Consider the following 19,167-nt stretch of genomic DNA (forward strand, 5'->3'; position numbering starts at 1 on the left):
TAAACCGCGAAAACAAAGCAAAAAAAATCTCTCGACAGGAACCAAACACACAGATGAATAGAATCAAACCCCAAGGTGCCGAAAGCGCTCCAACCTCCCCACTACGCCGCGAGTGGCTTCGAAAAGCCGCGCTAGCGACGGGCGCCACAGCCCTGGGCAGCCTATCACTCGGTCTAACAACAACCCGCGCGCAAGCCGCCGACACATCGAAACCGCTGAAACTCTCCTGGAACGCCGGAGCGATCTGCACGGCCCCGGTGCCCGTAGCGCTGAGCCAGGGCATCTTCAGCAAGCACGGCCTAAACGTAGAGCTAATAAACTTCGCAGGCTCGACAGACCAACTGCTAGAAGCGATCGCCACAGGCAAATCGGACGCAGGCGTGGGCATGGCGCTGCGCTGGATCAAGCCACTGGAGCAGGGCTTCGACGTGAAGCTCACGGCGGGCATCCACGGCGGCTGCATGCGCCTGCTCGCCACGAAAAGCTCGGGCATCGTCGACCTGCCAGGCCTCAAGGGCCGCACAGTAGGCGTGAGCGACATGGCAAGCCCGGCCAAAAACTTCTTCGCGATCACCCTCAAGAAGCTGGGCATCGATCCCGACGCCGATGTGCGCTGGCGTCAGTACCCAGCCATTCTGCTAGGCGAAGCGCTCAAAAAGGGTGAGGTGCAGGCAATTGCCGATGGCGATCCAACCATCTGGACGCTGCGCGAATCGGACCATCTCCACGAGGTGTCAAACAATCTCTGCGGTGAATACGCGAACCGTGTGTGCTGCGTACTGGGCGTGCGCGGCTCGCTGGTGCGCAAGGACCGCGCGACCGCGCAGGCGTTGACTGCTGCGCTGCTCGAAGCCACCGAATGGACGGCGGACCATCCCGACGCCGCCGCCAAGGTCTTCTCGGCCTATGCGCCGAATGCCGATGTGGGTCAGCTAACCGCGATGCTCAAGAGCCACACGGATCGCCATCATCCGGTGGGCGACGCGTTTCGCAAGGAGATCGCGCTCTACGCCGACGATCTCAAGACCGTGGGCGTGGTCAACGCGAGTACGGACTCCAACCGCTTCGCGTCGCGCGTGTTCGCCGACGTGCTGGCCTAACTTGTGAAGACTGCCGCGCTCATCGAGAGTTCGAGCCAGCGCGGCAGCGAGCCTTATATCAAGCCGCCCGCAGCGCAGCGTCTTCCTTCGCGACGGCCGCCCGCACGAGCGGCAGCAATTCGCGGCCATAGGCGAGTGCATCTTCGAGCGGATCGAAGCCGCGTATCAGGAACGTGGACACACCCAGCTTGCGGTACTCGAGCAGCGCGTCGGCCACCTGCTGCGGCGTGCCGACGAGCGCGGTGGAATTGCCCGCCGCGCGCGTGAGCGCTGTGATACCGGTCCACAGTCGCGTGTCGACGACCTCGCCTTTGGCGGCCTCGGCAAGCAGTCGTTTCGATCCGGCATTCTGCGGGTCTTTCGGGCGGCGCGTGAAATTAGGTGAGCGTGCAACGATATCTTTCGCGCGTGCGAGGATCGACTCGGCGCGCGCCCAGGCGGCGTCTTCGGTCGGCGCGAGAATCGGTCGCAGCGAGAGGCTGAAGCGAATCTGCTGCGCCCGCCCGTGGATGGCCGCTGCCGCCCGTACGCGCGCGATCGTCTCGCGCACCGCGTCGAGCGATTCGCCCCACAGCGCGAACACATCGGCATGTTTGCCCGCCACGGCAATCGCCGCCTCCGACGAGCCGCCGAAATAGACAGGCAGATGCGGTTGTTGCAGCGGTCTGACCTGCGAGCGATGACCGGCGACGCGGTAGAACGCGCCCTCATGATCGAACGGCGTATCGCTGGTCCAGGCGCGCTTGACGACGTCGAGGTATTCGTCGGTACGGCGATAGCGGTCGTCGTGCGTGAGCCAGTCGCCGTCGCGTTGCTGGTCGATGTCGTCGCCGCCCGAGATGATGTGCACGGCGGCGCGGCCCGCGCTGAAGTGGTCGAGCGTCGCCAGTTGGCGTGCGGCCAGCGTCGGTGCAATGAAGCCGGGCCGATGCGCGAGCAGGATGCCCAGGCGCCGTGTCTGGTGCGCCACGAACGACGCGATTTGCAGGCCGTCGGGCGAGGCGCTCGAATGGGCGATCAGCACGCGATCGAAGCCGCCATATTCGTGTGCCTGCGCAACGGCCGCAATCCACGGTGGATTGACGGCCGCGCCTTCGGGCAAGTGAATTTCACTGGACTCCTGATGACTGACGTAGCCGATAAATTCAACGCTCATGGCATGGCTCCTCTATTGATCGCGGGCGGGGTGATCGGCGTGTGCCGTGAATGCGGCGAAGGCTGCGCGGCCCAGGTTGCCGAGCACGGTGTCGTTCTGCGGCGTATGGATGCGCGCGCACAGCACGTCGCGGTAGTGGCGCTCCAGCGCGTTGTCGCGGCTCAGGCCGGGGTTGCTGCTGGCTTCGAGCGCGATCTCCACCGCGTCGATCGCATGACGGCTCACCAGGTATTTGAGTGTCTGGGCTTCGTCAGCCGGGATGTTGCCGTTCGCGCCTGAGTCGAGCAGCACGCGGTTGGCGAGCAGCAGGGCGTCGATGCGGCCGACTGTCTGCTGGAACCGGTCGAGGCTCGCGAGCGGTGCGTCGAGGCCCGATGGCACGCGCTTCGCGGCCCACTCGACGAACCAGTCGCGCGCGGCGCGCGCCACGCCGTCGTAGATCGCGGGCAACAGGACGTTCATCCAGACCGCCGTGACCGGGTCCATGCCGTTGGCGGGACCTGGCGCTTGCAGATCGACGGCCTGTTCGAGCGGGACTTCGACGTTTTCGAAGATCACTTCGTGGCTGCCCGTCGCGCGCATGCCCAGATGATTCCACGGCGCGCCGAAGCGGATGCCGGGCGTGTCGCGATGCACGAGCCAGGTGCCTACGCGCGGCTGCGCTTCGTCGGTGCGGCCCCACACGGCGAACCAGGTGAGCCCGGGGCTCCCGGTCGAATAGAGCTTGCGGCCGTTGAGGATCCAGCGCTCGCCGTCGCGGCGGCCTATCGTTGCGGGCAGTCCGCCGCGCGAGGGAGAGCCGAGTTCCGGTTCGACACGCAAGGAGTTGATCAGCGCGCCGTGCTCGACGGCGTCGCGTGCGAGCCGTTCCTTGAGCGCGGTGGGCCAGTGCGGATTGGCCTGCAAGCGCAGGTGGTAGAGGCACTGCATGACGAAGATGAGCGCCGTGGAGGGTTCGCCGCGCGCGATCGCCCGCACCACACGCAGGCTTTGGGCGAGCGTGGCTTCGTGGCCGCCCAGTGCGCGCGGCACGGTCAGTGCGAGCAGTCCCGCGCGACGCAGGCGCGCGAGATTGTCGTGGGGGAAATGCGGGCCGGCGTCGAGCGCGGCGGCCCCTCGTGCAAAATCGGCGCTCAGTTCGTCGAGCCATGCGGCGGCGGCTGGCGAGTCGAGATCGGCGAGCGCCGCAATGGCGGCGGCATCGCGTTCGGTGTCCTGAATGTCCCGGCGGTCCTGGTGAGCGGCGGCGAGGAGGGTGTCGGGCGGTCGGTGGGTCATGGGCGTAGGTGTGGCGGTTCTGGGCAGCGGGATCAACGCGCGTCGGTCGGGAACTGCTTGTTGAAGCTCGGCGTGACGTCCAGGCGCGTGCGGATCACGTCCGCGCGGTGGTAGAGGTCGGCGGTGCGCTGCTGTTCGGCGATCAGCCCGTCGTCGATCGGCACCGGGTGCCATTGGCCGCGTTGATAGACCGTCGTGAGCACGTCGGCGGGCAGGCCGGTCACCTTCGACTGGATCGCCGCCACTTCGGCCGGGTGCGAAAGCGCCCAGCGCTGCGCGGCTGCGACGCGGCGCAGGAAATCGGCCAGCTCGGCATGTTTGTCGCGGATCGCCGTATCGGTAGCGGCTTCGAAGCTCAGGCCCGACGACAAGCCGACGCCGTTTGCGACGCTGCGCGTATGGTCGCGCGCTTCAGAGAGCGCGACGTAGGGGTCCCAGGTCGCCCAGGCGTCGACACTGCCGGAGGCGAGCGCGGCGCGCGCATCGGCGGGCTGCATGAAGGACCAGGTGACGTCGGTGAGCTTGAGGTTCGCACGCTCCAGCGTGGCGACGGCGAGATAGTGGCCGATCGAGCCGCGCGTCGTGGCGATGCGTTTGCCTTTGAGATCGGCGGCGCTGCGGATGGGGGAGGCGCCCGGCACCACGATGGCGAGATCAACCGGCGTGTAGCGTGTGGCCGACACGGCGCGAATCTTCGCGCCCGCTGCATAGGCGAAGATGAGCGGCGCGTCGCCGAGTCCGCCCACGTCGATGGCGCCCGCGTTGAGGGCCTCACCAAGCGGCTGCGCAGCCGGGAAGTTGAACCATTGGATCTCGTAGGGCACTTCCTTCAGTTGGCCCGAGGCTTCGAGAATACCGCGCGTCTGCAACTGCTGGTCGCCGACCTTGAGCGTGGCCGCGCTCACGCACAGCGGAAACACGCTGGCGAGCGCCAGCAGGGCGCGCGACAGATGCCGCAGACGCGACAATGGGGCGTGACGTGACGAAGAATGGACGGAGCGACGGCGCATGAAGAAATCCTTGATCGGGCAGAATCTGGCGATGCCGGGGGCGTGCATGCCCCGAGCGAAATAAACACGATAAGGAGCGCGCCACCATAAGGCAAACGCATTGTTCTTCCATGCAAATATGCATACGTGAAATAGCAATGCTTGAAGTCTGGACCGCAAAGACGCTAAGCTAGACGGCACTTTTGCTGCGCGAGACACGCTGCGGCGCATGGACCCACTCGCATGGAAATAGAACAACACTCATGAAACTCGACGAAATCGAAGCCTTCGTCGCCGTCGTGCGCAGCGCCTCGCTGAGCCAGGCGGCCGAGGGGCTCGACCTCACGCAGCCCGCCGTCACGCGGCGCATCCAGAATTTCGAGGAAGCGCTGGGCGTCGCGCTGCTCGACCGCAATACCAAGCCGCTGCGCACCACGCCGATGGGCCGCGCCGTGTACGACCAGTGCCGCGCGATCCTGCGCGAGATGGAGGCGCTACGTCAGCTCGTCAACGACGGTGCGCCGCTCGCGGGCGTGCTGCGCCTGGGCGTTGCGCAGACCGTCGCGGACATTGCGATGCTCGATGCGCTCCAGGCCTTGCGTCAGGCGCATCCAGAGTTGCAGGCGCGCGTCACGACCGGTTGGGGGGCGCCGCTGCTGCAGAAAGTGGAGGATGGGGAACTGGATGCTGCCGTCGCGCTGTTGCCGGCCAATCGCACGCTGCCGGAAACACTCGCGGGCGAGTCGCTCGGTTCGCTCAAGCTCGCGGTCGTCTCGAAGAAGGGACTGCTCAAGCGGCGCGCGCATACGCTGGCGGAATGCCAGTCGTACGGCTGGGTGCTTAATCCCGATGGCTGCGGTTTTCGGGCGGGTCTGCAACACGCGCTCGCGGCGCAAGGGCATTCGCTCAAGCTCAATCTGGAGACGCTCGGCAGCGAACTGCAACTGGGCCTTGTTGCCGATGGTGTCGGGCTGGGTCTGGTGCCGCAGCCGCTCGTCGCGGCGAGCGCCTGGGCCGAGGCGCTCGACATCGTGCAGGTGAGTGATTTCAAGCCGGAAATCGCGGTCTGGATCGTGCGCTCACGCGCTATCGGCAAGATGGAATCGGCGCTTGCCGTGCTTGCGCAAAGCGTCGCGCGCAGCTTCAAGGCGGTGCGGGTCGCGCGCGCGGCCTGAGCGGCGCGCGCCGTGCAGCTTCAAACCGCAGGTTCAGACCGTAAAGAAACCGTGCGTGCCGTCGCGGCCGAGTTGTTCGACGAGCCCGTATTCCCACTCGAGGTACGCGTTCATCGCTTCGCGGGCGTTGTCGGTGCCCTCGTAGGGACGGCGGTAGCGGTCGATGCGCGGTGAGGCGAGTTGAGCGTCCCCGTTCTCGATCGGCAGACCGGCGCGCTGCCATGCCGTTGTGCCGCCTTCTAGCACCTCGACCGGCTTGCCGGTGAGCGCAGCGATCTCGGGCGCGGCGAATGGCGCGAGCGCATTCGTCATGCAGACCGCCACGTAACGCTTTGCATCGGGCAGTGCGCGCAGATCGTCGAAACCCGCCGCGAGATGCGAGCGCAAGGTCCACCATGCACCTGGGATGTGCGCCTTGACGTGATTCGCGCTCGACGTGAAATCGAGTATCACCGTTCCGTGACCCGGCTCGGCGAGACGCGCGGCGAGTGCTTCGGGCGTGATGGCCGTAATCGTTGAAGCGGGCGCGGGTTTGGCGGTGCGCCACGGGCCGGTTTCGCTGAGCGCATCGGCGCTTGCGGCGTCCACGACGTAGACCTCGATGTTCATCTGTGCGAGCCATGATGCAGTCATGTTGGCCCGCACGCCGTCGTCGTCGAACAGGACGATGCGTGCGCCGCGCACCGGCGCGAACATCTCCGTTTCCTGCACGAGCTGACCGCCCGGCGCACCCTGGAAACCCGGCGCGTGGCCACGTTCGTATTCGGCGGGTGTACGCACATCGAAACGATAAGTAGTCCGTGATGTGTCGCTCGACCACAGCGCTGCTTCTTCCAGCGTCGTGCGGCGCACGCCCGCGCGTTCGGCCAGTGCGTGCGCTGCCTCGCGCGATTGCGCGAGCGTGGCAGGATCGCGTCCGGCTTCGGCATCGAATTGCCGCGCAGCGCCGTGTTCGAGCGACTGGCCCGCGAGCGTCCAGCCGATCGTGCCATTGCGCAGGGCCGCCACCGGATTCGGCAGCCCCGCATTGACGAGCGACTGCGTACCGATGATGCTGCGCGTGCGACCCGCGCAATTGACGATCACGCGTGTGGCCGGGTCCGGCGCGAGCGCGCGGGCGCGCAATGCCAGTTCCGCGCCCGGCACGCTGATGCTGCCGGGAATGTTCATGGTCTGGTATTCGTCGAAGCGGCGCGCGTCGAGCACCACGACGGGCGTGTCGCCCGCGAGCAGCGCTTCGACTTCTTCCGCGGACAAGGACGGCGTGTGCCGCTGGCCTTCGACCAGTTCGCCGAAGGCCTTGCTCGGCACGTTGACGTCGCGAAACACCTCGCCGCCCGCGCGAATCCAGCCCGCGAGACCGCCATCGAGCAGCGCGACATCGGTATAGCCGAGCGCGTCGAGCTTCACGGCCGCGCGCGCGGCGAAGCCTTCGCCATCGTCGAGCAGCACGATGGGCACATCGCGGCGCGGCAGCTTCGTCCAGGCATCGAGTTCGATCTTCGCGAGCGGCAGATTCGCGGCGAACAGCGGATGGCTTTGTGCGTGCGGGTCTTCTTCGCGCACATCGAGCAGCGCGATTTCGCGGCGGGCGAGCAGGGCGTCGCGCACGTCCTGATACGAGCGCGTGGGGAATGACTTCATGAGGCGATGGATTCCTTGCTGAGGTCCCAGAGATTCGGGAGAACGTCGTTCGAGTAGCCTGAAATAAAGGGCTTGGGCGCACCGTCCGAGGGATAGGTCGAGCGCTTGATGGCGCCGATGTTGCCGCCATACACGTGGATGCTGATCGAGACGCGGTCATCGTAGGCGTTGCGCACGCGATGGATATCGCCGATCGTGGGCGAGACCGCTTCCACCGCGCCGCGCCCGAGCCGCACTTCGGCGCCGTGCGCGCGCAAACTGCCGTCGGCGTGGCGCGTATAGGGCTGGGCGTATTCCGCGCCGCGCAGCACGCCGATGAGACCCCAGACCGTGTGGTCGTGCACGGGTGTCTGCTGGCCCGGCCCCCAGACGAAGCTGACGACCGAAAAGCGCTGGCGCGCGTCGGCATGCAGCAGATATTGCTGATAGCGCTCGGGGGAAGGCACCGCGTAGGCCTCGGGCAGCCAGTCGTCCTCGCTCACGAGTTCGCGCAATGCGTCGAGCCCATCGGCGATCAGTTCGGATTCCTTTGAAAATCCTTTCGGCTGACGTTCGACCAGTTCCGCGATGGTGCCGACAAAGCGGCGAAGTTTACGAATCGCCATCAGTCGAGCAGGTCCGGTTCGCTTGCGACGAGTCCTGCATAAAGGCTCTCGAATGCATGACGCGCCCCCCCGGGGCGTCCCACCTGGCCATGCGTGAGCGTCGCGATATCGTGCGGGATGCGCTGCGGCGTGCCTGCGGCCTCGGCGAGCAGTTGCGCGTGGCAGGCGTTGTCGAGCGCGATGTACCACCATGCGGCCGCTTCGACGCTCGGCCCCGCCGTGAGGATGCCGTGATTCTTCAGGATGACGGCCTTGCGTTCTCCGAGCGCCTGCGCGATTCGCGCGCCTTCGTCGGTATCGAGCACCACGCCGCGAAAGTCGTCGAACAGCGCATGGTCTTCGTAAAACGCGCACGAATCCTGGGTTAGCGGATCGAGCGTGCGGCCGAGCGTGGACCATGCCTTGCCATAGAGCGAATGCGTGTGCGCGGCGGCGACCACATCGGGATGCGCTTCGTGGATCGCCGCGTGAATCGCGAACGCGGCCTGATTCACGGGGCCTTCGCCCACGACGATCTCGCCGTGCCGGTTCACGAGCAGCAGATCGGACACGCGAATGCGCCCGAAATGCAGGCCCAGCGGATTGACCCAGAAGTGATCGTGCCACTCGGGGTCGCGCGCGGTGATATGGCCCGCCAGGCCCTGATCGAAGCCGTAGCGCGCGAACAGGCGGAACGCACCCGCGAGGCGCGCCTGGCGGTAGCGGCGCTCTTCGGCGAGCGTGCGCGCGGGCTCGGCTTCATCGTCGAACCAGAACTTGCGGACGGGCGCGTGGCGGAAGTCCGCACGCGGGGCATCGGTGAGGAGGGTCGCGCTCATGTCGCTCCTTGTTTGGGCTTGGCGTGGTTATGCTGCGGCGCGCACGCGGCTCGTCAGCTCACGCGTGGCGGGGATCAGCACGCGGCCATAATCGACGGCGTCTTCGAGCGGATCGAAGCCGCGGATCAGGAACGTGCTCACGCCGATCTCGTGGTATTCGGCGAGGGTTTGCGCGACCTGCTCGGGCGTGCCCACGAGTGCCGTGGAATTCGAGCGGCCGCCGATCTCCTTCGCGACCGCGGTCCACAAGCGGTCGTCGGCGCGCACGCCGTCACCGCCTGCGGCGAGCAGGCGGCGTGCGCCTTCGCTTTCGAGCGGGCCGCCCTTGTCGAGCCCCTGAGCCACGCGTAGACGGCGCGTTTCGTCGAGGATGTGTTCGGCGCGTTCCCACGCGGCTTTTTCGGTATCGGCGAGGATCGGCCGGAACGACACGGAGAAGCGCACGTTGCGGCCATGCTTCGCCGCTTCGGTGCGCACGCGGGCGATCAGATCGGCTACGCCCTGTTTCGATTCGCCCCACAGCGCATAGACGTCCGCGTGCTTGCCCGCGACTGCGAGCGCCGCTTCGGACGCGCCGCCAAAGTAGATCGGCACATGCGGCTGCTGGCGCGGCTTGACTTCCGAAAACGCCTGCTCGAAGCGGTAGAAGCGGCCCGTGTGATCGAACGGCTTGTCTTCGGTCCAGACGCGTTTGAGGACTTCGAGGTATTCGTCCGTGCGCGCGTAACGCTCGTCGTGGCTCAGAAAATCGCCGTCACGGCGCTGGTCGGTGTCGCTGCCGCCCGAGATGAAGTGCACGGCGAGGCGCCCGCCTGAGAAGTGATCGAGCGTGGCGATCTGGCGAGCGGCAAGCGTCGGCGACACGAAGCCAGGGCGGTGCGCGAGCATGAAGTGCACACGCGAGGTCACGCTCGCGGCGTAGGCGATGGTCAGGGTGGCATCGGGGCTGCTCGAGCTATGCGGCACGAGGATGCGGTCGAAGCCCGCGCGCTCATGCGCCTGCGCGAAGTCGCGGACGTAGTCGACGTCGATCGCGGGGCCAGCGGCGAGGTGCGTTTCCGACACCTTGCGCTGCTGGATCATCCCGATGAATTCGATGCTCATGCTGGCTCCTTGAAGGACGGCGCAGGCCGTCCCGCGAAACAGATTGGACGTGTCCGAGGGCGTCTCGGGTACGAGCAGACTAGCATCGCGCTATGCGAGACTTAAATATTGAATACGTATAAATATTCCACACAAGCATCATGTGAGGCGGCGCGCTCACCTTGGCCATCTGCGATGTTGCGGGTATTGACGCTGCTGCGTCGGATGGTGCGGCGCGACAATATCGGTGCGATCGTCGTGCGCGGCTTATGCCATGCACGGGGAGAATCCGGCGAGACCTGAATGCGGGGCCGGTACGCCTATCGGCGGTATAGGAGCGTTCAATTGGGGCGTGTCATCGGTAACGGCTATATTAGGGCGTTTTCCCCCACGCGAATGGAGTCCACATGAGTACGCCCATCGATACACCTACGCCCGATGAAGCCAAATGTCCGTTCCATGCCGCTACGAAGCCGGTCGCCGGCGGCGGCACCGCGAACCTCGACTGGTGGCCCAAACAGTTGCGCGTTGATCTGCTGAACCAGCATTCCAACCGCTCGAATCCGCTCGGCGAAAGCTTCGACTATCGCGCCGAATTCAAGAGGCTCGATTACAGCGCGCTCAAGGCCGACCTCAAGACGGTACTGACCGACTCGCAGGACTGGTGGCCGGCCGACTGGGGCAGCTACGCGGGCCTCTTTATCCGCATGGCGTGGCACAGCGCGGGCACGTACCGGATGATCGACGGCCGCGGCGGCGCCGGTCGCGGCCAGCAGCGCTTTGCGCCGCTCAATTCGTGGCCGGATAACGTCAGCCTCGACAAGGCGCGCCGCCTGCTATGGCCGGTCAAGCAGAAGTACGGCCAGAAGATTTCGTGGGCCGATCTGATCGTGCTCGCGGGTAACGTGGCGCTGGAGAACGCGGGTTTTCGCACCTTCGGTTTTGCCGCTGGCCGCGAGGATGTGTGGGAGCCGGACCAGGATGTGAACTGGGGCGACGAGAAAAAGTGGCTCACGCACCGCAACCCGGAGACCCTCGCGAAGAATCCGCTCTCGGCCACGGAAATGGGCCTGATCTACGTGAACCCGGAAGGCCCGGATGCGAGCGGCGACCCGGTGTCGGCGGCGCCGGCGATTCGCGCGACGTTTGGCAACATGGCGATGGACGACGAGGAAATCGTCGCGCTGATCGCGGGTGGTCATACGCTCGGCAAGACCCACGGCGCGGGCTCGGCCGAACACGTGGGCACGGACCCGGAAGCCTCGTCGCTGGAGACGCAAGGTCTTGGCTGGACCAGCAGCTACGGCCAGGGCGCGGGCGCCGATGCGATCACCTCCGGTCTGGAAGTGGTCTGGACGCAGACGCCGACCCAGTGGAGCAACCACTTCTTCGAGAATCTGTTCAAGTACGACTGGGTGCAAACGCGCAGCCCGGCGGGCGCGATCCAGTTCGAAGCGAAGGATGCACCGGAGATCATTCCCGATCCGTTCGACCCGTCGAAAAAGCGCAAGCCGACCATGCTGGTCACCGACCTCACGCTGCGCTTCGATCCGGCATTCGAAAAGATTTCGCGCCGCTTCCTCAACGATCCGCAGGCCTTTAGCGAAGCGTTCGCGCGCGCGTGGTTCAAGCTGACCCACCGCGATATGGGGCCGAAGGCGCGTTACCTGGGGCCGGAAGTGCCGTCGGAAGATCTGCTGTGGCAGGACCCGCTGCCCGCGGCGGTGCATCAGCCGAACGCGGCCGATATCGCCGATCTGAAAGCGAAGATTGCGGCATCGGGGCTTTCGGTTAGCGAACTGGTTTCGGTGGCGTGGGCATCGGCATCGACGTTCCGTGGCGGCGACAAGCGTGGCGGCGCCAATGGCGCGCGAATCGCGCTGGCACCGCAGAAGGACTGGGAAGTCAACAAGCTGGCGGTTAGCGTGCTGCCGAATCTGCAGGCGATCCAGCAGGCATCGGGCAAGGCCTCGCTCGCCGATGTGATCGTGCTGGCTGGCGTGGTCGGCGTCGAGCAGGCTGCTGCGGCGGCGGGTGTGAAGGTCGACGTGCCGTTCGCGGCGGGCCGCGTGGATGCCCGCCAGGATCAAACCGATGTCGAGTCGGTCGGCGTGCTCGAACCGCTTGCCGATGGCTTCCGCAACTATCGTCGCGTGCAGGACGGCCCGTCGACCGAAACCCAGTTGATCGACAAGGCACAACTGCTGACGCTGACCGCGCCGGAGTTGACTGTGCTGATCGGCGGTTTGCGCGCGCTGGGCGCCAATTTCGATGGCAGCCGCCACGGTGTGTTGACCGAACAGGTGGGCGTGCTGAGCAATGACTTCTTCGTGAACCTGCTCGATATGGGCACGGTCTGGAAGCCGACGGATGCATCGGCCGAAGTGTTCGAAGGGCGTGACCGCAAGAGCGGCGAAGTGAAGTACACGGGTACGCGTGCCGATCTGGTGTTCGGTTCGAACGCCGTGCTGCGTGCGCTGGCGGAGGTCTATGCCAGCGGCGATGCGAAGGAAAAGTTCGTCAAGGATTTCGTGGCGGCCTGGACGAAGGTGATGAATCTCGATCGTTTCGATTTGAGTTAAATCTGGGCCGGGGTTGGATTGTCATTCATGCCCCGGCCTCACGTTTAATACGCTTTATCACTCGCTTTTCGTCTTACCGTCATGCGGACCGATTGGCCTCTCCGGCCAGTCGGTCCATCTGTCTTGACGCGTCGCTTCATAGGTCGCATTCAGCGGATAGCGAATGCGATTCTCTTCTTTCGGCGTCTCGCCAATCACCATCAAGCGCACTTCCTCAGCGGTATTGTTCAGGAAGGTGTGGCAGATACCTGTGCCAGCGGGAAAGGCCACGGAATCGCCGGGTTTCAGGCGGTGCAGATGGCCGTCGATCCACGCGTCGGGCGTACCTTCCAGCACGTACACGAACTCTTCTTCCGCGCTTTCCGCATGCGGGTACGAGGTCCGGCGTCCCGGCAACAGTCGCACGTGATGAATGCCGATGCGTGTGAGGCCGAGCTTTTGGGCTAATGGGGCGTCTAAGCCCATCAGTTCAGTGTCGCCGTTGTAGTGACCGGCTTCGGTTTCCTCTAGCTCGGTCCAATGCTTGATAAAGCTGGGGCGTGGCATGGGGTGTCTCCGGTGGAAGTTGGGCTTCAGTATTGCACAGGCGGTTGCGTCTTCCGTCGGCCAACCGTATTGCTCCCCGTCACGAGTTTGTGATTCGCGCAATGTCTAACGAACAATTGTTGAAATCGAACTGGGACTGCCCGCGCGCAAGGGCGCTAATGGATAGCGCTGCCGCCAGTCATGCGCAATGCGTATCTGCCTGATGTCACCTTGGCGATAGTCAGAGTTTGACGTTTTTCAATGACACCGTTCACGAATGCGGAGTAGCCTGAAATCTCCGAAAAATATGAGGGAGTCGTGATGGCAGATATTTTTATAAGCGGAGAGCAAAGAACGTCCGCCGAGGTGCGTTTCATTGCATCGAGAGTCCACGATGCGTCACGCTAAATTACAGACCGTCTTATCTTTAATCTATTTTTTTCTTTGCTCAGTGTCGATCGCAAAAACGGATCCAGTATGTCTGAAGCATCTTGGTGGCGGAAGCGGTGATGATCAATGCTACCAAGACCTGATCAATGATTTAATTTTGGATAATCAGAGATTGTTCAAGAGCATACTCACAACGATTCCAAATGGAAATATTCATGAAAAATTGCTTGAAGAGTACATGAAATCTCAAGATCGAGGTATTCAATATTGCGAGTTGCAGAGAAACGCCGGTGCCAAATGGAAAGTGGAACACGATGGCTCAATGTTTCCGGCTCTCTATGCGCAATGTGTCTACGATATCAGGAAGAATCAGAATCAATTTCTAAATGACCTCGCAGAAATGGCGTACTGGTAAAAATGCCCCGCTCAGCGGTAATACCGTTCAGCTAGGCCCGAACGCTATTTTTGCTTTCTGGGCAGGAAGTCGTTGTAAACACCGAGTCGGGCTGTTAACTTTTCGGCGCCGTCCTGTCTTGTACCCATTGCACCGCCGCCGTCTCGGTGATGCGGATCATACGCGAGCCGATGCGGATTTCTTCCGGGCCTTCGCCACGCTTGCGCATCTGGAAATACGTCGTTTTCGTCAGACGGTAACGTTCACAAAACTCCGTCACCGATAGCGATAAAAGCGGGGCGATCGGTTCATCGTCCGTCGCCGTCTGATTGTCCATCATCGTTTGTTCTCCCTATAGCAGTTCGGTTTAGTGGGATGTCTGCGCAACGGTAGCGAGCAACCGGAACGCTTTGCCGTCGAACGTGTACCAATAAGTACCGTGGTCACTGCTTTCGTTGCGACTCCCCTGGACGGATAGCAGACAGCTATTCGCGCGATAGGATAGCGGCTCAGACACGTCTAGCGGCCAGTCCGAGACGGTGAACGGTAGAGATGTAACGTGACCGCTTTTCGTGTCTATCGCTGCCGCCATGACGCAACCGGACCCGCACCCCCATTGTGCAAGAATGTAACGACCGGCGAAATTGACGGGGCCGTTAGAGGCTTCGCGTATTGCACTACGGTACTTGCGCGACCGCGCGTCAAACGTCAGGCGCGGGGGGCGGTGGTGTGCCTGGAGTGTTGACGGGCAATCCTCGAACTTCGGCACTTGCTGCGCGTGGGCGACACCTGACGCCGCGCACAGGAAAAGAAAAGCAACGGCTAACGAAGGCTTGCGCATGGCATTAGTACCAAAGATGGCTTTTCCAGAAGTCGCGCGCACGGCGAGCGGTGTGATAGCGCCCGTAAATGTAGCGTATTCCGCCTTGGCATTCTTCTACTGGGTCACCGAATGAGGCCTCACCGTGCGGGTTTAATTCGTATTGCGCGTGGAGTAACTGGAACAGACCGCGCGCGGATGAGCCGTGGTTTCTGGCATTGACGATACCCGCCGATTCCTGGGCCATGATCCATAAAAGATCGTTGTAATCCGCCGACGAAACGCCTTCTTTTTGCATCGCTTCCCGAAGTGCGAATTGCGAATTCAATGGAACAACGCTGACGGATTTTTCTTGCCATTTTCCCTTTTGGGCATGGATGGGATGATGCGTACGCGCATGAACAACGATCATTGACTTATCTCCTGATTTTGATGGAGCTGCCAAACTATCGCGAAATGGCGATACGCAATCTGTTCCCTGTCAAACAAGACTTATCTTTTGCGTCCTGAATACGCCGCCTCTCAAGCCGTGCGATTGTTATGACCCGTCTACGTCGATCTATCAGAGCATCAAGCATCCGCTAACGTTCGATCCCGCGCGACACTACGCATGCGCAACCGGTCAGCACTTTACGGAAATCACGCGCGAGGAAGTGGACGATATCGCTGAGGCCATGCGGATTGCACGGCTCGCCTTCCTCACGGGGAACGTGTTGCAGCGCGCGCCACCGGGCGAGAGCGACGATTTGCGCGCGGTGCCTGAAAGGAGGAAGCTGTTTGGCACCTGTGCGTCGGCGCCGGGATACATGGCCGCCCATCAAGTGATCGAGGAATTTGAACGCGCGAGCAAGCGCGGCCAACTGCGGTTTGTTCCCAGCCCGGAAGACTTGCACGACTGCGTAAAGGCACTCCAGCAGAATCGGGCGAACCGGCACGCGCATGCCGCGCCATCCAGGGCGGCTTCGCTAGTGCTGATCGCGCAAGCGTTCCAGCGGGCCGCTATTGGTCGGCTGTTGTGTCAGTCGCGTAACGCCGCCAAGCCCCTCACTCCGCCCTGACATGCACCCCAACATCCACCTGATGCGCCCCCCCACCCAGAATCACCCCGCGCAGCAGCGACACATCGGTGTAATCACGGCCAATCGCCAGCGTCACATGCCCTTGATCGGCTAACACGTCATTGGTCGGATCGAGGTCGACCCAGCCCACCGACGGCACGAACAGCGACACCCACGCATGCGATGCATCCGCGCCGATCATCGGCGGCGCGCCTGCTGGCGGATCATTGCGCAGATAGCCGCTCACATAGCGCGCCGCGAGCCCGATCGAGCGCAGGCAGCCGATCATCACCTGCGCGAAATCCTGGCAGACCCCATGCCGCAACTCGAACGCCCGCGCAGCAGGCGTGTCGAAGGCCGTCGCGCTCGGCTGGTAGGTGAAGTCCGCATGAATGCGATGCATCAGATCGATCGCGCCTTCCAGCACACTCACGCCAGGTTCGAAGCTCTCGAGCCCGTAAGTCCGCAACGCAGGCAATAACGCGATATTTGGCGAAGCGAAACAAAATTCGGACTCCGCATGAAATGCACCGCCCACTTCGTAACGCAACGCATGCGCGACGCTTTCCCACGCAGGCGTCGCGGCCACATCGAGCGACGCGTAGCGCGGTGCGAGCAACACCGTCGTCTCGCTCGTCATTTGCAGATGATCGTGCGGCGCATCGAACGAGAAATACAGCACCTCGTTACCAAAAGCGTCACACCGGCTCGTCTGATAAGAAGGCGCGGGTTCGATCTCCGAGCGATGCGCGAGCACGCGCTGCCACGGCAATTCGAGCGGCTGGATCGTGGCGAGATGCTGCGCGGTCTCGACCGGCGTCGAATAGCGATAGGTCGTGCGGTGCGTCACCGCGAGGCGCGTGCCGCTCATGACCACACCTGCGCGGCGGGCGGCGTGGCGTGGCTGAACCAGCGCGCGCTGATTTCGTTCGAGGTCGCGGCCATGCGCGCGGCCAGGCTGTCGCACAAGGCGACGAGCGCGGGATAGCGGTCGTCGTCGCCGGGCTCGCAGAGCGTTTCCAGCGTGGGCAGCGCCTCGATGGGCGCGAGTTGCGAGGCGAACGGTTCGCGGCGCGGGCCGCCTGCGGCCTGGGCGATTTCGTCGAGGCGCGTGCGCAAGCGGTCGTACACGCCGTAGAGGCCGCGCGGATTGGTCGGGTCCGTCACGATCAGGTCGAGCAGGGCAGGCACTTCGAGGCGTCCAGGGTACAGCGAGCGATAGGTGAGGGTGCTGTCGAACAGTTGCAGCAGCACGTCGAAGCCCGCGGGCGTCGCGAGCGTGCGCTCCTGCGCGGCGATGCGCAGCATCGTGGCCATCGCGGCGACACGCTCGATGTGGCGGCCCGCGAACAGCAGGCGCCACGCTTCGTCGCGGGTCATGCGGTCGCCCTGGCAGCCGCTGATCGCGCTCAGTTGCGTCGTCAGCGCATCGAGCGCGCGGATCAGCGCCATGCGGTCGTAGGGCGTGGGCCGGCGCAGCGGCGTGGCGGCGTCCTGGCGGGTGGGCGACGGCGAGAGCGACAGCGCTTGCAGTGCGTCGCGGAAGTCGTTGCGCGAGGCCAGCACGTTGCGCCAATGATCGCTCGACAGCCTGCCGCGAATTTCGCCGCAGGCATACGCCTGGCTGGCAAGCGTCTGGCCGATGCTGGCCGTGCCCGCGCTTTCGTGCAGGTTGGCCACCAGCGCGCGCTCGAAGGCGTCGAGCCCGCGGCGCACTTCGCCTTCGGCTTTCGGCACGAGGCCGCTCGCGGCGGCCAGTTCGATGAAGGTGCCGGACAATTCGGCGGCGTCGCTGCCTTCGAGCGAGCCGAGAATCAGGCGGCACAGGCGCACGCCGTTCTCGGCGCGCTCGCCGTAGCGGCCGGCCCAGAACAGGTTTTCGGCGGCGCGACTCGGCACGCGGCGGCGCTCGCGGCGCAGGTCGCCCGGTTGCATCGGCCGGGGCAGCAGGGAGAAGGCCGTGCCGGGCTGGCTCGACAGCACCCAGGTGTCCACGCTGCTGCCGCCCGTTTGCATCGACACCGATTCCTGATGCTCGGCCGCGAGGCGCGTGAAGCCGCCGGGCAGCACGCGCCAGCCGCATTGCGGGTCGGCGATGGCGTAGACGCGCAGCACGGCGGGACGCGCGCCGAGCACGGCCGCGCCGCTCTCATAGCGCGGCGTGTAGCTGTAGCGCAGCGGCTGCTGGACCGTGAAGGCGTCGGGCAACTGTTCGATGCTCGCCTGCCAGTCGGCGAGCGATTGCGGACCGGCCGCGAGTCCGGGCGCCGAGCCGGTTTTGTCCTGCTGCGTGGCGGGCGCACGATGGCTGCGCGGCCAGGTCGGCACCAGCAGCCCTTCGCTCAATTGCGCCTGTGCGTCCTGCCAGGCGGCTTCCTCGCCGCACCACCAGGTCGGCACGCCCGGCAGCGCGAGCGGCTCGCCGAGCAGCGCTTGCGCCATCGCGGGCATGAAGCCGTGCAGCGCGGGCGATTCGGCGAAACCGGCTCCCGGCACGTTGGAGACCATGACGTTGCCCGCGCGCATCACCTGGAGCAGGCCCGGCACGCCGATGGTCGAATCGGCGCGCAACTCGACGGGGTCGCAGAACACGTCGTCGAGCCGTCGCAGCACGGCATGTACGCGCTCCAGGCCGCCCAGGGTCTTGAGGTACAGCATGTCGTTGCGCACGGTCAGATCCTTGCCCTCGACCAGCGTGAGGCCGAGGTAGCGGGCGAGGAAGACGTGCTCGAAATAGGTCTCGCTGAACGGTCCCGGCGTGAGCAGGACGATATGTGGCGACGCGCCGCTTTCATCGTCGCGCATCAGCGCCCGCGCGGCGGCCGCGAGCGTCGCGACGAGTTGCGAGTACGACGGCGCGAGCCGGTGCACGCGCATCGCGCGAAACGGCTCGGCGAACAGGCTTGAGACGATCAGCCGGTTTTCCAGCAGATAGCCGAGCCCGGAGGGCGCTTCCGTGCGGTGCGAGACCACCGTCCACTGGCCGGCGGGCGAGCGCGCGAGATCAAGCGCCACGATCTGTAGATACTGGCGGTCGGGCGGCACGAAGCCTTTCACAGCCCGCAGGTAGCCGGGGTGGCCGAACACCAGCGCGGGCGGCAGCAGGCCGCGAGCGAGCAGCGTTTGCGGCCCGTACACATCGGCGACGATCTCGTTGAGCAGGCGCGCGCGCTGCGCCACGCCGCGCTCGATCTGCGCCCATTCGTCCTCGCCGATGATGAGCGGCAGCAGGTCCAGCGACCACGGACGCGGCCCGCCGCGATCGGCGTAGACGTTGTAGGTGATGTCGTTTTCGCGGACCTGGCGCGCCACCGAGGCGACCGCGCCGTCCAGACCCGCCACGCCCGCCTTGTCGAGCAAGCCGAAGAACTGCTGCCACGGCTCGCGCAACACGCCGTCCGGCGCGCTCAGTTCGTCCCAGTGCCCGCTGCGCACCGGTAGGGTGCGCAGCGGCGCGCGCGCCTCTTCGTCGTGGGCGGCGGCGTCGAACGGCACATCGAACGGCAGGGTGGTCTGAGTCGGCAAAATGGTGTGGCGCGCCCGTCGTCGG

Annotated in this window: 17 protein-coding genes; 5 read left to right on the forward strand and 12 right to left on the reverse strand. The window is 64.7% G+C overall.

Annotation, left to right across the window (positions count from 1 at the left end; all coding sequences use genetic code 11):
- The first annotated feature begins 53 nt into the window (after positions 1–53).
- A complete protein-coding gene (locus U5782_RS16725; RefSeq protein ID WP_322045228.1) occupies positions 54–1,100 on the forward strand; it encodes an ABC transporter substrate-binding protein in 1,047 nt (348 codons plus the stop codon).
- Positions 1,101–1,158: 58 nt separating this feature from the next.
- Here the strand turns inward: U5782_RS16725 and U5782_RS16730 are convergent, their stop codons facing one another.
- From U5782_RS16730 to U5782_RS16740, 3 genes are read right to left on the reverse strand one after another with little or no spacing between them, the layout of a single operon-like run.
- On the reverse strand, positions 1,159–2,256 hold the full coding sequence (locus tag U5782_RS16730; RefSeq protein WP_322044970.1) for an LLM class flavin-dependent oxidoreductase: 1,098 nt from the start codon (positions 2,254–2,256) through the stop codon (positions 1,159–1,161).
- Positions 2,257–2,268: 12 nt separating this feature from the next.
- Entirely contained in the window at positions 2,269–3,534 is a 1,266-nt protein-coding gene (locus tag U5782_RS16735) for an acyl-CoA dehydrogenase family protein (protein WP_322044971.1), read from the reverse strand.
- A gap of 32 nt (positions 3,535–3,566) precedes the next feature.
- The gene (locus tag U5782_RS16740) at positions 3,567–4,544 is read right to left on the reverse strand and encodes an ABC transporter substrate-binding protein (protein WP_322044972.1); all 978 of its coding nucleotides are present in this window, start codon (positions 4,542–4,544) and stop codon (positions 3,567–3,569) included.
- A 242-nt stretch (positions 4,545–4,786) separates the two neighbouring features.
- Here U5782_RS16740 and U5782_RS16745 point away from each other — a divergent pair, with 242 nt between their 5' ends.
- Positions 4,787–5,698 (forward strand): LysR family transcriptional regulator, encoded by a 912-nt coding sequence (locus U5782_RS16745; protein WP_322044973.1) that lies wholly within the window; start codon positions 4,787–4,789, stop codon positions 5,696–5,698.
- 33 nt (positions 5,699–5,731) lie between these two features.
- On the opposite strand, the gene U5782_RS16750 is transcribed toward U5782_RS16745, so the two are convergent.
- The 4 genes from U5782_RS16750 to U5782_RS16765 are packed head-to-tail and all read right to left on the reverse strand — an operon-like array spanning position 5,732 to position 9,869.
- Complete coding sequence (locus U5782_RS16750) at positions 5,732–7,342, reverse strand: rhodanese-related sulfurtransferase (protein WP_322044974.1); 1,611 nt, start codon at positions 7,340–7,342, stop codon at positions 5,732–5,734.
- Positions 7,339–7,947, reverse strand: coding sequence for a cysteine dioxygenase (locus U5782_RS16755; RefSeq protein WP_322044975.1), 609 nt, complete (start codon positions 7,945–7,947; stop codon positions 7,339–7,341). Before U5782_RS16755 ends, U5782_RS16750 begins: the two co-directional genes overlap by 4 nt.
- A complete protein-coding gene (locus U5782_RS16760) occupies positions 7,947–8,765 on the reverse strand; it encodes a class II aldolase/adducin family protein (RefSeq protein ID WP_322044976.1) in 819 nt (272 codons plus the stop codon). Before U5782_RS16760 ends, U5782_RS16755 begins: the two co-directional genes overlap by 1 nt.
- A gap of 27 nt (positions 8,766–8,792) precedes the next feature.
- Entirely contained in the window at positions 8,793–9,869 is a 1,077-nt protein-coding gene (locus U5782_RS16765) for an LLM class flavin-dependent oxidoreductase (protein ID WP_322044977.1), read from the reverse strand.
- Positions 9,870–10,255: 386 nt separating this feature from the next.
- Here U5782_RS16765 and katG point away from each other — a divergent pair, with 386 nt between their 5' ends.
- Positions 10,256–12,430, forward strand: coding sequence for a catalase/peroxidase HPI (gene katG, locus U5782_RS16770; protein ID WP_322044978.1), 2,175 nt, complete (start codon positions 10,256–10,258; stop codon positions 12,428–12,430).
- Positions 12,431–12,487: 57 nt separating this feature from the next.
- Here the strand turns inward: katG and U5782_RS16775 are convergent, their stop codons facing one another.
- Positions 12,488–12,976: a cupin domain-containing protein gene (locus tag U5782_RS16775; protein WP_322044979.1), complete on the reverse strand. Its 489-nt coding sequence runs from the start codon at positions 12,974–12,976 to the stop codon at positions 12,488–12,490.
- Positions 12,977–13,349: 373 nt separating this feature from the next.
- On the opposite strand from U5782_RS16775, the gene U5782_RS16780 reads away from it, so the two are divergent.
- Positions 13,350–13,760 (forward strand): hypothetical protein, encoded by a 411-nt coding sequence (locus tag U5782_RS16780; protein WP_322044980.1) that lies wholly within the window; start codon positions 13,350–13,352, stop codon positions 13,758–13,760.
- A 94-nt stretch (positions 13,761–13,854) separates the two neighbouring features.
- Here U5782_RS16780 and U5782_RS16785 read toward each other — a convergent pair whose 3' ends face one another.
- Together U5782_RS16785 and U5782_RS16790 are read right to left on the reverse strand one after the other, a co-directional pair.
- Positions 13,855–14,079, reverse strand: coding sequence for a hypothetical protein (locus tag U5782_RS16785; RefSeq protein WP_322044981.1), 225 nt, complete (start codon positions 14,077–14,079; stop codon positions 13,855–13,857).
- A gap of 505 nt (positions 14,080–14,584) precedes the next feature.
- Positions 14,585–14,971 carry a transglycosylase SLT domain-containing protein gene (locus U5782_RS16790; RefSeq protein ID WP_322044982.1) on the reverse strand — a complete coding sequence of 129 codons (387 nt, stop codon included), beginning with the start codon at positions 14,969–14,971 and terminating at the stop codon, positions 14,585–14,587.
- Between the two features lie 241 nt (positions 14,972–15,212).
- On the opposite strand from U5782_RS16790, the gene U5782_RS16795 reads away from it, so the two are divergent.
- Positions 15,213–15,617: a hypothetical protein gene (locus U5782_RS16795; protein WP_322044983.1), complete on the forward strand. Its 405-nt coding sequence runs from the start codon at positions 15,213–15,215 to the stop codon at positions 15,615–15,617.
- Here the strand turns inward: U5782_RS16795 and U5782_RS16800 are convergent.
- A complete protein-coding gene (locus U5782_RS16800; RefSeq protein ID WP_322044984.1) occupies positions 15,604–16,488 on the reverse strand; it encodes a transglutaminase family protein in 885 nt (294 codons plus the stop codon). The two genes, U5782_RS16795 and U5782_RS16800, sit on opposite strands and share 14 nt — an antisense overlap.
- Entirely contained in the window at positions 16,485–19,142 is a 2,658-nt protein-coding gene (locus U5782_RS16805; RefSeq protein WP_322044985.1) for a circularly permuted type 2 ATP-grasp protein, read from the reverse strand. Before U5782_RS16805 ends, U5782_RS16800 begins: the two co-directional genes overlap by 4 nt.
- Between the last annotated feature and the right edge of the window lie 25 nt (positions 19,143–19,167).

The organism is Paraburkholderia sp. J67 (assembly GCF_905220265.1).
Lineage (GTDB): Bacteria > Pseudomonadota > Gammaproteobacteria > Burkholderiales > Burkholderiaceae > Paraburkholderia.